The sequence below is a fragment of the Arthrobacter sp. J156 genome, assembly GCF_056172865.1.
In genome coordinates, this window is record NZ_CM149650.1 from 183,379 (window position 1) to 196,070 (window position 12,692).

Sequence of the window (12,692 nt, forward strand, 5' to 3'; positions counted from 1 at the left end):
GGCACCGAGTCTAGCCGCGGCCTAGGTGTACCAGCTGGGCTCCGGCAGGCGTCCCAGCAGGGCGAACTCGCCGACCTCGCGTTCCTTGTGGGCCACGGGATCGTGGAGCGAGTGCGTGCGGATGTTGCGCCAGAACAGGTCCAGGCCCACGCGGTTCGAGGTCGCCCGGGCACCCGTGAGTTCGAAGATGCGCTGCGAGGTCTCCAGCGCCGCGGCGGAGGCCTGCGTCTTGGCCGCGGCGATGCGCACGGCGACCTCGCCGCGGGCCTGCTCCGTGAGCTGGGTGCGGTCGGCGTGCAGGAGCGCCGCGAGCTCGGCGTCGACCGCGTCGGCGAGCGCCTCGGCCGCCCAGAGCGCGGCGCGCAGGCGGCCGTATCCGGCGAGGATGTATGGATCCTCGACGGCCGTTTCCCGGGGGTCGGATCCGTACGGCCAGGCGCGCGTCGTCGAGCGGGTGTAGGACGCCGCGGTCGCGAGCGCCCCGGAGGCGATCCCCAGGTAGAGGGACGTGAAGACCTGTTGGATCAACGGCACGTTCAGGGTGTTGTAGACGAGCGGGCGGAACCGCTTGTCGACGAAGCCCGCCGCGGCGGACCACGGAGCCTCGACGCCTTCCACCACGACGCCGCCGGAGGCGCTGAGCCGCTGGCCGAGGTTGTCCCAGTCGCCGAGGTGGCGGATGGCGTCCTGCTGCGCCGGGACGATCGCGAAGACGTGTTCCCCGCTCGTCGCGAAGACGCCCTCGAGGACCAGCAGATCGGCCACCTCGGCACCCGTTGAGAAGGACTTGCGCCCCGTGAACACGAGCGACCCGCCGCGGTCCTCGACCGTCAGCTCCGCGTCGCGCGGGTTCACGGCCCCGCCGAAGAAGAGGCGCTGGCTCGTGTAGAGCTCCTCGAGGGCGTCGATCTGCTCGTCGGTGCCGACGAGGCGCACGGCCCAGGCCCACAACACGTGGTAGCCGAGCAGCTGGCCGATCGACGCGTCCCCGGCGGCGACGGCCCGGATGGCCTTGAACGCCGTGGTCCAGTCCTGTCCTCCGCCGCCGTGGGCCCGAGGGCCGAGGATCGTGGCCAGGCCCGAGTCCTACAGGAGCCGCACTTCGGCCGTCGGCGCGGCGCCGGCCCGGTCCCGCTCGACCGCGTCGGTGGAGAGGATCGTGGCGACCTCGCGGGCCCGGTCGAGCCATTGCCCGGGCGTCGCCGGGGCGAGGCGGCCGGCCCAGGGGGAGGCGGTGAGGGCGTCGTGGACGGTGGTGGTCATGGCGGGCTCCTTCGCTCGGCCCGGGGGTTCCCGGGCGGATACGGCGAGCGTGGGGACGGTGGGGGCCCGCCGCGAGGGCCGTGGCGCGGGGAGTCGCCGCGTTCCAGTTCGTGACGGAAGACGACGCCGGGGCCCGGCTTCCGCCGTCGTCCCGCCCGGGCGGCACGCAACACGGCGTCGCACGGGGCAACGTGGCGCCACATCGCCGCCCGCGGCGCACGGGGTCCGGCCCGGCGCCGCTAGCGTCGGGGCCAGGCCGACGATTTCCGACGCAGGAGGACCCCATGACCCAGCAGACCCGGCTGCCCGCCCAGGACGGCGCCGTCGCCGCCGCCGGGGGCTACGAGGCCCTCGCGGCCCGCTTCCGCCCGCACTTCGCCTCCATCGCCGCGGGCGCCGTCGAGCGCGAGCGGGACCACCGGCTGCCCCGCGAGGAGATCCGCGCCCTGGCCCGGGCGGGCTTCGGCGCCGTCCGCGTCCCGGTCGAGTCGGGCGGCGACGGCGCGAGCCTGCCGCAGCTCTTCGCCCTCCTCACGGAGCTCGCCGCGGCGGACTCCAACCTGAGCCAGGCGCTGCGCGCCCACTTCGCCTTCGTCGAGGACCGGCTCGTCGCCGCCCCCGGGGCCGGGCGGGACGAGTGGCTGCGCCGCTTCGTCGACGGCGAGCTCGTCGGCAACTCCTGGACCGAGGTCGGCGCGGTCAAGGTCGGCGACGTCCTCACCCGGGTCTCCCCGGCGCCCGATCTCGGCCCCGGCAGGTTCCGGATCAACGGCACCAAGTACTACTCGACCGGAAGCATCTTCGCCGACTGGATCGACACCTACGCCGAGCGCACGGACACGGGCCGGCGCGTGATCGCCGCCGTCCGCTCGGCCCAGGACGGGGTCTCCCACCGCGACGACTGGGACGGCTTCGGCCAGCAGACCACGGGCACCGGCACGAGCACCTTCGAGGACGCCGTGCTCGGGGAGGCGGAGCTGATCGACTTCGAGGACCGCTTCAAGTACCAGACCGCGTTCTACCAGGCCGTCCTGCTCACGGTCCTCGCCGGCAGCGTCCGCGGCGCGCAGCGGGACTTCGCCCGCGAGGTCCGCGAACGCCGACGGACGTTCAGCCACGCGGCGGCCCCCGTCTGGCGCGAGGACCCGCAGATCCTCCAGGTCATCGGGGAGGTCGACGCCGCCGCCTTCGCCGGGGAGGCCGTCGTCGAACGCGTCGCCCGGGCCCTCGAGGACGCCTACCAGGCCGCCCTCGATGCCCGCGCCGGACGGATCACGGTCGCGGAGGAGGAGCAGGTCAACGACCTCGCCGAGCTCGCCTCGGCGCAGGGCCAGATCGCGCTGACGCCGCTCGCCGTCAACGCCCTGTCCCACGCCTTCGACTCGCTCGCGGCCTCCGCCACGAGCACGGCCAAGGGCCTGGACCGGCATTGGCGCAACGCCCGGACCGCCGGCAACCACAACCCCTGGGTCTACAAGGCCCGGCTCGCGGGCGACCGGGCCGTGAACGGCGTCGAGCTGCCCCGCGTGTGGGCCATCGGCGCCTCGTCCTGAGCAGCGGGGGAACCGGCCGCGGGCGCCGCTCCCGAGCCGCTGGCCGGCGTCTCCCCGGCCGGGATCCGGGCCGCGCTCCGGACCGGTGCGAGGGGCAGGCGGGCGCGGCCCCGGCGTCGTACCCCGGATAGACTGGGGGCACCATGCAGTGCCACTATTTCGACGCCGGACGCTGCCGCTCCTGCACGCACATGGGCGTCCCGTACGCCACCCAGCTCGACGCCAAGGACGCGCACTGCCGCGCCCTGCTCGCGGGCCATCCCGGGATCGACTGGCTCCCGCCGCTGGCCGGGGGCGAATCCGGCTTCCGCAACAAGGCCAAGATGGTCGTCGCGGGGACCTCCCGCCGCCCCACGATCGGCATCCTGGACGCAGACGGCCGGGGCATCGACCTGCGCCGCTGCGGCATTTGCTCTCCCGGGCTGCGCGAGGCCTTCCGCGTGCTCTCGAACCTCGTCCGCGCGGCGCGGCTCGAGCCCTATGACGTCCCCTCCCGCACGGGCGAGCTCAAGGCCGTGCTCGTGACCGAGGCGCCGGACGGCGGGCTCATGGTGCGGTTCGTGCTCCGCAGCGACGCGCTCGTGCCCGCCCTGCGGGAGCACCTGCCCGGCCTGCGCGAGCGTCTCCCTCGGCTCGAGGTGGCGTCCGTCAACCTGCAGCCGGAGCACAAGGCCGTCCTCGAGGGCCCCGTCGAGATCCCGCTCACGGAGAGGGAATCGCTGCTCATGCGGATCAACGGGATCGGCCTGCACTTGCGGCCGCAGAGCTTCTTCCAGACCAATACCGAGGTCGCGGCCGCGCTCTACCGGCAGGGGCGCGAGTGGGTGGACGAGGTCGCCCCGCGCACCGTCTGGGACCTCTACTGCGGCGTCGGCGGCTTCGCGCTGCACCTGGCCGCGCCCGGCCGGGACGTGCTCGGCATCGAGCTCAGCGGCGAGGCCATCGCGAGCGCCGAGGCCACCGCGGCGGAGCTCGGGTTCGACGCCGGGGCGCGGGGTTCCCGGCCGGGCGACGCCGGGGCGCGGGGCGGGCTGAGTTTCGCCGCGGGCGACGCGACGGAGTTCGCCCTGGCCGCGGACCGCGCCCCCGAGCTCGTGGTGGTCAATCCGCCGCGGCGGGGGATCGGCGCCGCGCTGGCCGGCTGGCTCGAGCACTCGGAGGCCGCCCATGTCCTGTACTCGAGCTGCAACGCGCGCACGCTCGCGCGCGATCTCGAGGTCATGCCCTCGCTGCGGCCCGTCCGGGCGCGCGTGATGGACATGTTCCCGCAATCGGACCACTACGAGGCGATGGTGCTGCTGGAGCGCGTGCCGGCGGCGTAGGGGACGCGCTTGACCGCGATCGAGAGGACCGCCGCGACGAGGCACATCGCGGCCCCGCCCCACCACGCGTAGGTGTAGCTGCCGAACACGTCGCGGATGACGCCCGCGCCGAGCGCCGCCGCGGCCGCGCCGAGCTGGTGGGCCGCGAAGACCCAGCCGAACACGATCGTCCCGTGCTCGCCGAAGTGCTCGCGGCACAGGGCCGCGGTCGGCGGCACCGTGGCCACCCAGTCGAGCCCGTAGACCACGATGAACACGACCATGCTCGGGTGCACGGAGTCCGCGAGGAGCCACGGGAGGACCAGCAGGCCGACTCCGCGGAAGGCGTAGTAGGCGACGAGGAGCTTGCGCGGGTCGAACTTGTCGGTGAGCCAGCCGGAGGCGATCGTTCCCGCGATGTCGAAGACGCCGACCGCCGCCAGGAGGCCGGCCGCGGTCGTCGCCGGCATCCCGTGGTCGTGGGCCGAGGGGATGAAGTGGATGCCGACGAGGCCGTTCGTGGTGGCGCCGCAGATCGCGAACGCGGCCGCGAGCGCCCAGAAGGAGCGGCGGCGCGCCGCGAAGGCGAGTCCGTCGAAGGTCCGTCGCACCGCTCCGCCGGCGGTCCGCGGAGGCGGCACGTAGCCGGCGTCCGCGCCGTAGGGGGCGACGCCGCGGTCCTCGGGGTGGTCCCGCAGCACGAGCCACACGGCCGGTACGGCGAGCAGGGCGGCGCCGGCGACGAGCAGGGACGCGGGGCGCCATCCGACGCCCTCGGCGAGCGCGGCGACCGGCGGCAGGAGCACGAGCTGGCCGGCCGCCGAGCCGGCCGTCAGGACGCCCATGACCAGGCCCCGACGCTTGACGAACCAGCGATTGGCGATCGTGGCGGCGAAGACGAGGGCCATGGAACCCGTCCCGAGACCGATCAGCACGCCCCAGAAGAGTACGAGCTGCCAGGACTGCGTCATCCCCACGCTCGCGCCGGCGCCGAGCGCGACGAGCCCGAGGGCGGAGGCGGTCACTCGGCGGATCCCGAAGCGGTCCATCAGCGCGGCCGCGAAGGGCGCGGTGAGCCCGTAGAGCACCAGGTTGACGCTGATCGCGAGCGACATGACGGACGTCGACCAGCCGAACTCGTGGTGCAGGGGCACCATGAGCGCCCCGGGTGCCGCGCGGAAGCCCGCCGCGCCGACGAGCGCGAGGAACGCCACGGCGGCCACCCACCAAGCGGGGTGGACGGACCGGAGGCCGTCCAGGGGACGGCGCGGCAGGGAGGCGGGGGCGGTCGTCCCGGGCGGGGGCTGCGTCATTGGCTGGCTTTCGTGAGCGAAGTTAGAATGCCAGTAGTGTAGCCGTCACGAGGAAGAAAGGGCCAGCCATGCCGTTGCGCTCAGATTGGTCGCAGGAGAAGTGCCCCATCCGGCGCTCCCTTGACGTGCTCGGCGACCCCTGGGTCCTGCTCATCGTCCGGGACGTCCTGCACGGGCGCGGGCGCTTCGACGAGCTGCGGGAGAACCTGCGCATCTCCGAGGCCGTGCTCAGCCGCCGGCTGCGCGCCATGCTCGAAGCGGGGCTGCTCGAGCGCGTGGACTACCAGGACGGAGGGCGGACCCGCCAGGGCTACGCGGCGACCGCGGCCGCGGCCGATCTGCTGCCCGTGCTGCAGGAGCTCGCGCTCTGGTCCGAGAAGCACCTCGACATCCCCCCGGGCGGCGCGCACATGGCCATGATCCACTCGGGCTGCGGGCAGGAGACGAACCAAGGCGGTGTCTGCAGCGCCTGCTCAGAGGTCCTGGTCCCCGAGGAGATGACGTGGGTCAAGCCGTGGAAGGGAAGCCGGGACAGGCTCCAGGCGCCCGGGACGCTGCTCGTGCCGGGCGCGTCCGGGGCTAGTTGAAGACGACCGTCTTGCGGCCGTCGAGCAGGACGCGCCGCTGCGCGTGCCACTGCACGGCCTGGGCCAGGGTCCGGCCCTCGACGTCCCGGCCCATCGCCACGAACTGCTCCGGCGTCCGGGCGTGGTTTACCCGGATCACCTCCTGCTCGATGATCGGGCCCTCGTCGAGGTCGGCGGTGACGTAGTGCGCCGTGGCGCCGATGAGCTTCACGCCCCGCGCGTGCGCCTGGTGGTACGGCCGGGCGCCCTTGAAGGAGGGAAGGAACGAATGGTGGATGTTGATGGCCCGCCCGCCGAGCTCGGCGCACAGGCCGTCGCTGAGGATCTGCATGTAGCGGGCCAGCACCACGAGCTCGACGTCGTGCTCAGCGACGAGTTCCAGGAGCCGGGCCTCGGCCTCGGCCTTGGTGTCCGGAGTGACCGGGAGGTGGACGAACGGGACGCCGTAGAAGTCGGCGAGCGGGCGCAGGGACTCGTGGTTGGAGACGACGAGGGGCACGTCGATCGGCAGCGAGCCGGCCCGCTGCTGGAACAACAGGTCGCTCAGGGCGTGGCCCTCCGTGGAGCACATGACGAGCGTGCGCAGCGGCTGGGCGGCGTCGAAGACGCCGAGCTCCATTCCGAAGGCCTCCGCGACGGGGTCCAGTTCGGCGCGCAACGCCGCCGCGCCGGCCTCGGTGGCGACGGCGACGCGCATGAAGAACGTCCCGGTCTCGGGGCTCTCGAACTGCTGCGACTCGGTGATGTTGCCGCCGGCCGCGAGGAGGGCGCCGGAGACGGCGTGCACGATCCCGGGCCGGTCGGCGCAGGAGAGGGTCACGATGAAATGCTGGCTGCTCACCGCCACAGCCTACCGTCCACCGGGATCCCGCCGGGGAGCGCACCGGCCACGTTGCGGATCGATGACCGCCCGTTTCATCACGGGTGCGCCGCCTCCGCTAGCATGGATCCCGTCGCGACTGGCGTTGGGTGGATGACCACCGGGGAGCGGCGAATGAGACGACCACGGACCGCGCGCCTGGGCCCAAGGTCATGTCCGTGCGGCGTGCGCCGCCGGCTGACCTCGACCCACCGGACCCACCCCGTCCCACCGCAGGAGACCCCGTGAGCAACGACCAGACCGTGACCAACCAGCCCCTCGCCGAGCTCGATCCGGAGATCGCCGCCGTCCTCGAGGCCGAACTCGGCCGCCAGCGCAACACGCTCGAGATGATCGCCTCCGAGAACTTCGCCCCGCGCGCCGTCCTCCAGGCGCAGGGATCCGTCCTGACCAACAAGTACGCCGAGGGCTACCCCGGCCGCCGCTACTACGGCGGCTGCGAGCACGTCGACGTCGCGGAGAACCTCGCGATCGAGCGCGTCAAGTCGCTCTTCGGCGCGCAGTTCGCCAACGTCCAGCCGCACTCCGGGGCCAGCGCGAACGCCGCCGCCCTCTCCGCGCTGATCAAGCCCGGCGACAAGATCCTCGGCCTGTCCCTGGCCCACGGCGGCCACCTGACCCACGGCATGAAGCTGAACTTCTCCGGCAAGCTCTACGAGGTCGCCGCCTACGAGGTCGAGCCGGACACCTTCACGGTGGACATGGACAAGCTGCGCGCCCAGGCCGTCGCCGAGCGCCCGCAGGTCATCATCGCCGGCTGGTCCGCCTACCCGCGCCAGCTGGACTTCGCCGCGTTCCGCTCCATCGCCGACGAGGTCGGGGCCAAGCTGTGGGTGGACATGGCCCACTTCGCCGGCCTCGTCGCCGCCGGCCTGCACCCGAACCCGGTGCCGTTCGCCGACGTCGTCACCTCCACGGTCCACAAGACGCTCGCCGGCCCGCGCTCGGGCCTGATCCTGACCAACGACGCGGACCTGGCCAAGAAGATCAACTCCAACGTCTTCCCCGGCCACCAGGGCGGCCCGCTGATGCATGCCATCGCGGGCAAGGCCGTGGCGTTCAAGATCGCCGCGTCGGAGGAGTTCCGCGAGCGGCAGGAGCGCACGGTCGAGGGCGCGCGCCTCCTCGCCGAGCGCCTCACGGCGGACGACGTCGCGGCCTCCGGCGTCTCGGTCCTCACCGGCGGAACGGACGTCCACCTGGTCCTCGTCGACCTGCGGGACTCGCAGCTGGACGGCCAGCAGGCCGAGGACCTCCTGCACTCCGTCGGCATCACCGTGAACCGCAACGCCGTTCCCTTCGATCCCCGCCCGCCGATGGTCACCTCCGGCCTCCGGATCGGAACCCCGGCCCTCGCGACGCGCGGCTTCGGCGCCGCCGAGTTCACCGAGGTCGCGGACGTCATCGCCACGGCGCTCAAGGACGGCGCGGCCGCGGACCTTGACGCCCTGCGCGGCCGTGTCGAGGCCCTCGCCGCCGGCTTCCCGCTCTACCCGGGGCTCGAGCAGTGGTGAGCGCGGCGGAAGGCACCGCGCGCATCCTCGACGGCAAGGCCACGGCCGCGGAGATCAAGGCGGAGCTCGCCGAGCGCGTCGCCGTGCTGAAGGAGCAGGGCATCGTGCCGGGCCTGGGCACGATCCTCGTCGGCGACGACCCGGGCTCGCGGTGGTACGTGGGCGGCAAGCACAAGGACTGCGCCGAGGTCGGCATCGAGTCCCTCCGCGTGGACCTCCCCGAGGAGACCACCCAGGAGGAGCTGCTGGCCAAGGTCCGCGAGCTCAACGAGGACCCGGCCTGCACGGGCTACATCGTCCAGCTCCCGCTGCCCGCGCACATCGACCAGGACGCCGTGCTGGAGGCGATGGACCCGGAGAAGGACGCCGACGGCCTGCACCCGATGAACCTGGGCCGGCTCGTCGCCAACGTCAACAAGCCCATGTCCTCGCCGCTGCCCTGCACGCCCAAGGGCTGCGTCGAGCTGCTGCTGCGCCACGACATCGACCTCAACGGCAAGGACGTCCTGGTCGTCGGCCGCGGCGTGACGATCGGCCGCCCCGTGGGACTGCTGCTGACGCGGCGCTCCATCAACGCGACGGTGACGCTCGCCCACACGGGGACCGCGGACCTCGCGGCGCACCTGGGCCGGGCCGACGTCGTCATCGCCGCCGCCGGCCAGGCCCACATGATCAAGGCCGCGGACCTCAAACCGGGGGCGATCGTCCTCGACGTCGGCGTCAGCCGCGTCGACGACGGCAATGGCAAGGCCGTCGTCACGGGCGACGTGGATCCGGAGGCCGCGACCGTCGCCTCCTGGATCTCGCCGAACCCGGGCGGCGTCGGGCCCATGACGCGGGCCATGCTGCTCGCGAACGTCGTCGAGACCGCCGAACGCCAGGCGTCCTCCCGCTGAGGACGACGCCGGGGCCGCACCGCGCGCTCCATCCGACAGGGCCGCCTTCCCGCACCGGGGAGGCGGCCCTGCCCGTTCTCCGGGCCGCGCCGTGACGGGCCGGTGACGGCCCGCGTCCTACGGTGGCCGCAGCGGGGACGGTTGTTCCCCGCCGGTGCGGGGACGGCTCCGCCGGGTTGGAGCGAGGGGGAGGGCCATGGGCGGGGGACTGCTGATCTGCTACTCGGTGACCTTCCCGCGCGCCGCCGATCCCGCCCCGCTCCTGCGCCAGCTCACGACGAGCCTGTCCAGCCTGCGCCGCCACAACGCGCGCGCCGAGGTGGTCGTGTTCGTCCATTCCGGAGCCCCCGAGGCGCTCGGGGCGCTGTGCCGCGGCCACGATGCCGCCCTCGTCGCCCGCGGCGACTACCGCGAGCGGTTGGCCGCCGACTGCCCCGAGGGCGCCGCGGTCCTGGCCCGCTACCCGGCCCTGCACAAGTTCCTCAACTACGACTGGATCACCGCCCGCGGGCCGGAACAGGTCCTGTGCTGCGATTGCGACACGGTCTTCCTGGCCGACCCCGCCCCGTGGTGCGCGGCCTACCAGGGGGCCCACCTCGTGGCCCGCGAGGAGGTCTGCACGCGCCGCAGCCACCACCCGGCGGACCCGGCCTTCCTCGACGAGCCCGCGTACGACGCGCTCGCCGCGGCGCTTGGCTTCGCCCCCGTCGCGCCGTTCAACACCGGCGTCGTCCTGCTGAACCACGGGGCCTGGGCCGCGCTCGCCGCCGCCCGGGGATGGTTCCTCGACTGCGCGTGGCGGCTGCTCCTGGGCATGTCCGAGGACCCCGGCCGTTTCGCCGGGACCGGCTTCGGCACGCTCGAGGGCTTCCGCGCGGCCCGCCACCTGGCCGGCCCGCGGACCGCCGCGCTGCCCTTTCCCTCCGCCAACCAGTGGATCCTCGAAGAGGTCGCCACCTGGCTCGCGGTGGGCGCGCTCGCCTCCGTGGCGTGCGCGCACTTCGCGCCGGAGCACGTGGCCCAGAACGGCGAGTTCGCCGCGACGGACCCGGACACGGCCGGATGGTTCCTGTGCCACTACTACTCGGGCAACCAGGACGCCGTCCACGCATGGCTGGCCGGCCAGCCGGCCGGCGTCGGATAACCCCCACTGCATCCAAGGAGCACCATCATGGCAACGAAGCCAAGCGGCGGCCGGGGCACCGGCTCGTCGGGGCGGGGCCGCAAGCCCGCCGAGCAGCCGGACGGCGACTTTCCCGCCCGCATCTTCGCGATCGCCTCGCCCGAGTCCCTCGGCGGGCTGTCGATGTTCACGCCGGGACTCGTCCCCGGAGCCGAGACCGTCGGCCTGCACGTCTCCGACGACGAGGCCGTGCACCGCGCCGTCCAGGCGCTGTCGGACGCGGGATTCGAGGTCCTCCAGGCCAATCAGCTCATGGTCAACTTCGCGGGCACGCGCGAGCAGTTCGAGGCCTCCTTCGGCGCGCACCTCTTCACCGAGGAGCGCAGCGTGTTCAAGCCCGGCGGCCTCGTGGAGGAGGCGACGTTCATCGACAACGCCGACACCGAGGTCCCGGGCCTGATCGAGACCGCCGGCACCGGGTTCGAGGGCATCCTCGACGGCGTGGCCCTCGAGGAGCCGTACTACCTGCACGCCGTCGACGTGCTGCCGCCGACCGTGGACTACTACCACCTCAACGTCCCCGACGACGTCTCCGTGCTGCTCAACGCCCAACGGCCGCACCGCTCCGGCGTGACCGGCAAGGACGTCAAGGTCGCCATGGTGGACACGGGCTTCCAGACCCACCCGTTCTTCACCGAGCACGGCTACCGCGTCGAGCCCACGACCCTCGGCCCGGGCACCGCGAATCCCGGCGTGGACGAGAACGGGCACGGCACGGGGGAGTCCGCGAACATCTTCGCGACCGCGCCGGACGTGACGCTCTACCCGGTCAAGTGCGCGACCGCGACCGGGGCGCTCGTGAACGTGACGGCGGCGTTCAACGCGGCCGTGGCGCTCGGCCCCGACATCATCACCAACTCGTGGGGCTCGAGCCAGCCCAACGGGCCGCTCAGCGCCGCCAACCAGGCCCTCGCGGCCGCCGTGGCCGCCGCCGTCGCGGGTGGCATCACGGTGGTCTTCTCGGCGGGCAACGGCGGTTGGGGCTTCCCGGGCCAGCATCCCGACGTGATCTCCGTCGGCGGCGTGGACCGGCAGCGCAACGGCCAGCTGCGGGCCTCCGACTACACGAGCGGCTTCGCCTCGAACGTCTACCCGGGGCGGCGCGTTCCCGATGTCTCCGGTCTCGTCGGCATGAGGCCGAGGGCCATGAACATCATGCTGCCGCTGCCGGCCGGCTGCGCGATCGACGTCGGCAACGGGGGAGGGAGCTTCCCCAACGGCGACGAGACGGCCACCAACGACGGGTGGGCGGCCTTCAGCGGCACCTCGGCCGCCGCGCCGCAGATCGCCGGGGTCTGCGCCCTGATCCGGCAGGCCTGCAAGCGGCTCTCGCCCGCGGCGATCCGCGACGTCCTGCAGACGACCGCCGTGGACGTCACGACGGGGACGAACCACCCGAACTTCGGCCACGCCGCCGTCGTCGGGCCGGACCTGGCCACCGGCCACGGGCTCGTAGACGCCCACCGCGCCGTGCTCATCGCCAAGCTGCGGTGCCGGCTCGTGGGACCGGTGCTCCCGGCCCTGCCGATCCAGCCGCTCATCCCCTTCACGCCCGTGCAGCCGATCCAGCCGCTGTTGCCGTTCAAGCCGCCGGTGCTGCCGATCCAGCCCCTGCTGCCCTTCCGGCCGCCCGTGCTGCCGGTCCAGCCGCTCATCCCGTTCCGCCCGCCGATCATCAACCCGTTCCTGAACCCCATCGGCCCGATCCCGCCCGTCGTGATCCGGGAGGGCGGCCAGGACGCGGACGGCGTGCCGCTGACCGCGGAGGACGTGGCGGAGATCGAGCGCTTCGTCATCGAATCGCCCGAACCCCCGGAGCTGTAGTGGAGGGGCGCCCAGGGGACCCGGTGGCCCTCGTGCTGCTCCGTTCGCCCGGCGGCCTCCCCGGCGCGGCCGCGGCGGTGGCCGGGCGGCTCGAGCGGCACCTGCCGGAGCCGGGAGCGGCCGAGCGGGCCGCCTCGGCCCTCGCCGAGGCGGGGTTCGAGGTCGGCCCCGTCGTGGGGATCTCGTTCTCCATCGCCGGACCGCCGGAGCTGTTCCGCGCCCGGCTCGGGATCGATCCCGTGCCGTCCGCCGGCGGCGCCTGGACGGCGGCCGGCGGGGCCGAGGTGCCCGGGGGGGAACTGCCCGCCGCGCTGGCGGGCGACGTCGAGGCGGTCGTCTTCGAGGAGCCCGTCGAGCTCCTGGACGGGGAATGACCGG

Annotated in this window: 12 protein-coding genes, 1 pseudogene and 1 riboswitch; of the genes and pseudogenes, 8 read left to right on the forward strand and 5 right to left on the reverse strand. The window is 73.6% G+C overall.

From position 1 onward, the window contains the following. Positions 1-21: 21 nt before the first annotated feature. The 3 genes and pseudogenes from AC0QR5_RS00930 to AC0QR5_RS00940 form a co-directional block, all read right to left on the reverse strand. Positions 22-954, reverse strand: coding sequence for an acyl-CoA dehydrogenase family protein (locus tag AC0QR5_RS00930; protein ID WP_475372490.1), 933 nt, complete (start codon positions 952-954; stop codon positions 22-24). Between the two features lie 12 nt (positions 955-966). Further along, a pseudogene (locus AC0QR5_RS00935) lies at positions 967-1,077 on the reverse strand (hypothetical protein); the annotation flags it as partial. Positions 1,078-1,086: 9 nt separating this feature from the next. Next, positions 1,087-1,263 carry a hypothetical protein gene (locus AC0QR5_RS00940; RefSeq protein WP_329859647.1) on the reverse strand — a complete coding sequence of 59 codons (177 nt, stop codon included), beginning with the start codon at positions 1,261-1,263 and terminating at the stop codon, positions 1,087-1,089. A 284-nt stretch (positions 1,264-1,547) separates the two neighbouring features. Here AC0QR5_RS00940 and AC0QR5_RS00945 point away from each other — a divergent pair, with 284 nt between their 5' ends. Both AC0QR5_RS00945 and rlmC read left to right on the forward strand, forming a co-directional pair. Beyond that, positions 1,548-2,816: an acyl-CoA dehydrogenase family protein gene (locus tag AC0QR5_RS00945; RefSeq protein WP_329859648.1), complete on the forward strand. Its 1,269-nt coding sequence runs from the start codon at positions 1,548-1,550 to the stop codon at positions 2,814-2,816. 143 nt (positions 2,817-2,959) lie between these two features. Continuing rightward, on the forward strand, positions 2,960-4,138 hold the full coding sequence (rlmC, locus tag AC0QR5_RS00950) for a 23S rRNA (uracil(747)-C(5))-methyltransferase RlmC (protein ID WP_329859649.1): 1,179 nt from the start codon (positions 2,960-2,962) through the stop codon (positions 4,136-4,138). Here the strand turns inward: rlmC and AC0QR5_RS00955 are convergent. Next, positions 4,096-5,430, reverse strand: coding sequence for an MFS transporter (locus tag AC0QR5_RS00955; protein WP_329859650.1), 1,335 nt, complete (start codon positions 5,428-5,430; stop codon positions 4,096-4,098). The two genes, rlmC and AC0QR5_RS00955, sit on opposite strands and share 43 nt — an antisense overlap. A gap of 68 nt (positions 5,431-5,498) precedes the next feature. On the opposite strand from AC0QR5_RS00955, the gene AC0QR5_RS00960 reads away from it, so the two are divergent. Next, the gene (locus AC0QR5_RS00960; RefSeq protein WP_329859651.1) at positions 5,499-6,017 is read left to right on the forward strand and encodes a winged helix-turn-helix transcriptional regulator; all 519 of its coding nucleotides are present in this window, start codon (positions 5,499-5,501) and stop codon (positions 6,015-6,017) included. Here the strand turns inward: AC0QR5_RS00960 and purU are convergent. Then, on the reverse strand, positions 6,010-6,858 hold the full coding sequence (purU, locus tag AC0QR5_RS00965; protein WP_329859652.1) for a formyltetrahydrofolate deformylase: 849 nt from the start codon (positions 6,856-6,858) through the stop codon (positions 6,010-6,012). The genes AC0QR5_RS00960 and purU overlap by 8 nt on opposite strands. 104 nt (positions 6,859-6,962) lie before the next feature. Then, positions 6,963-7,048: riboswitch (ZMP/ZTP riboswitch) on the forward strand. A gap of 73 nt (positions 7,049-7,121) precedes the next feature. Here purU and glyA point away from each other — a divergent pair. The 5 genes from glyA (at position 7,122) to AC0QR5_RS00990 (ending at position 12,688) form a co-directional block, all read left to right on the forward strand. Continuing rightward, complete coding sequence (glyA, locus tag AC0QR5_RS00970; protein WP_329859653.1) at positions 7,122-8,411, forward strand: serine hydroxymethyltransferase; 1,290 nt, start codon at positions 7,122-7,124, stop codon at positions 8,409-8,411. Beyond that, positions 8,408-9,307, forward strand: a complete 900-nt coding sequence (locus tag AC0QR5_RS00975; protein WP_329859654.1) for a bifunctional methylenetetrahydrofolate dehydrogenase/methenyltetrahydrofolate cyclohydrolase — start codon at positions 8,408-8,410, stop codon at positions 9,305-9,307. The genes glyA and AC0QR5_RS00975 overlap by 4 nt, the downstream gene beginning before the upstream one ends. 196 nt (positions 9,308-9,503) lie before the next feature. Further along, positions 9,504-10,451, forward strand: a complete 948-nt coding sequence (locus AC0QR5_RS00980) for a hypothetical protein (RefSeq protein WP_329859655.1) — start codon at positions 9,504-9,506, stop codon at positions 10,449-10,451. A 27-nt stretch (positions 10,452-10,478) separates the two neighbouring features. After that, complete coding sequence (locus tag AC0QR5_RS00985) at positions 10,479-12,314, forward strand: S8 family serine peptidase (protein WP_329859656.1); 1,836 nt, start codon at positions 10,479-10,481, stop codon at positions 12,312-12,314. Next, entirely contained in the window at positions 12,314-12,688 is a 375-nt protein-coding gene (locus AC0QR5_RS00990) for a hypothetical protein (RefSeq protein WP_329859657.1), read from the forward strand. Before AC0QR5_RS00985 ends, AC0QR5_RS00990 begins: the two co-directional genes overlap by 1 nt. The last annotated feature ends 4 nt before the right edge of the window (positions 12,689-12,692 follow it).

What these genes read in the sequence shown, in the direction of transcription:
- AC0QR5_RS00940 (WP_329859647.1), bottom strand. Translation starts at nt 1,263, where the DNA reads ATGACCACCACCGTCCACGACGCCCTCACCGCCTCCCCCTGGGCCGGC.
- rlmC (WP_329859649.1), top strand. Translation starts at nt 2,960, where the DNA reads ATGCAGTGCCACTATTTCGACGCCGGACGCTGCCGCTCCTGCACGCAC.
- AC0QR5_RS00955 (WP_329859650.1), bottom strand. Translation starts at nt 5,430, where the DNA reads ATGACGCAGCCCCCGCCCGGGACGACCGCCCCCGCCTCCCTGCCGCGC.
- AC0QR5_RS00945 (WP_329859648.1), top strand. Translation starts at nt 1,548, where the DNA reads ATGACCCAGCAGACCCGGCTGCCCGCCCAGGACGGCGCCGTCGCCGCC.
- AC0QR5_RS00985 (WP_329859656.1), top strand. Translation starts at nt 10,479, where the DNA reads ATGGCAACGAAGCCAAGCGGCGGCCGGGGCACCGGCTCGTCGGGGCGG.
- AC0QR5_RS00960 (WP_329859651.1), top strand. Translation starts at nt 5,499, where the DNA reads ATGCCGTTGCGCTCAGATTGGTCGCAGGAGAAGTGCCCCATCCGGCGC.
- AC0QR5_RS00980 (WP_329859655.1), top strand. Translation starts at nt 9,504, where the DNA reads ATGGGCGGGGGACTGCTGATCTGCTACTCGGTGACCTTCCCGCGCGCC.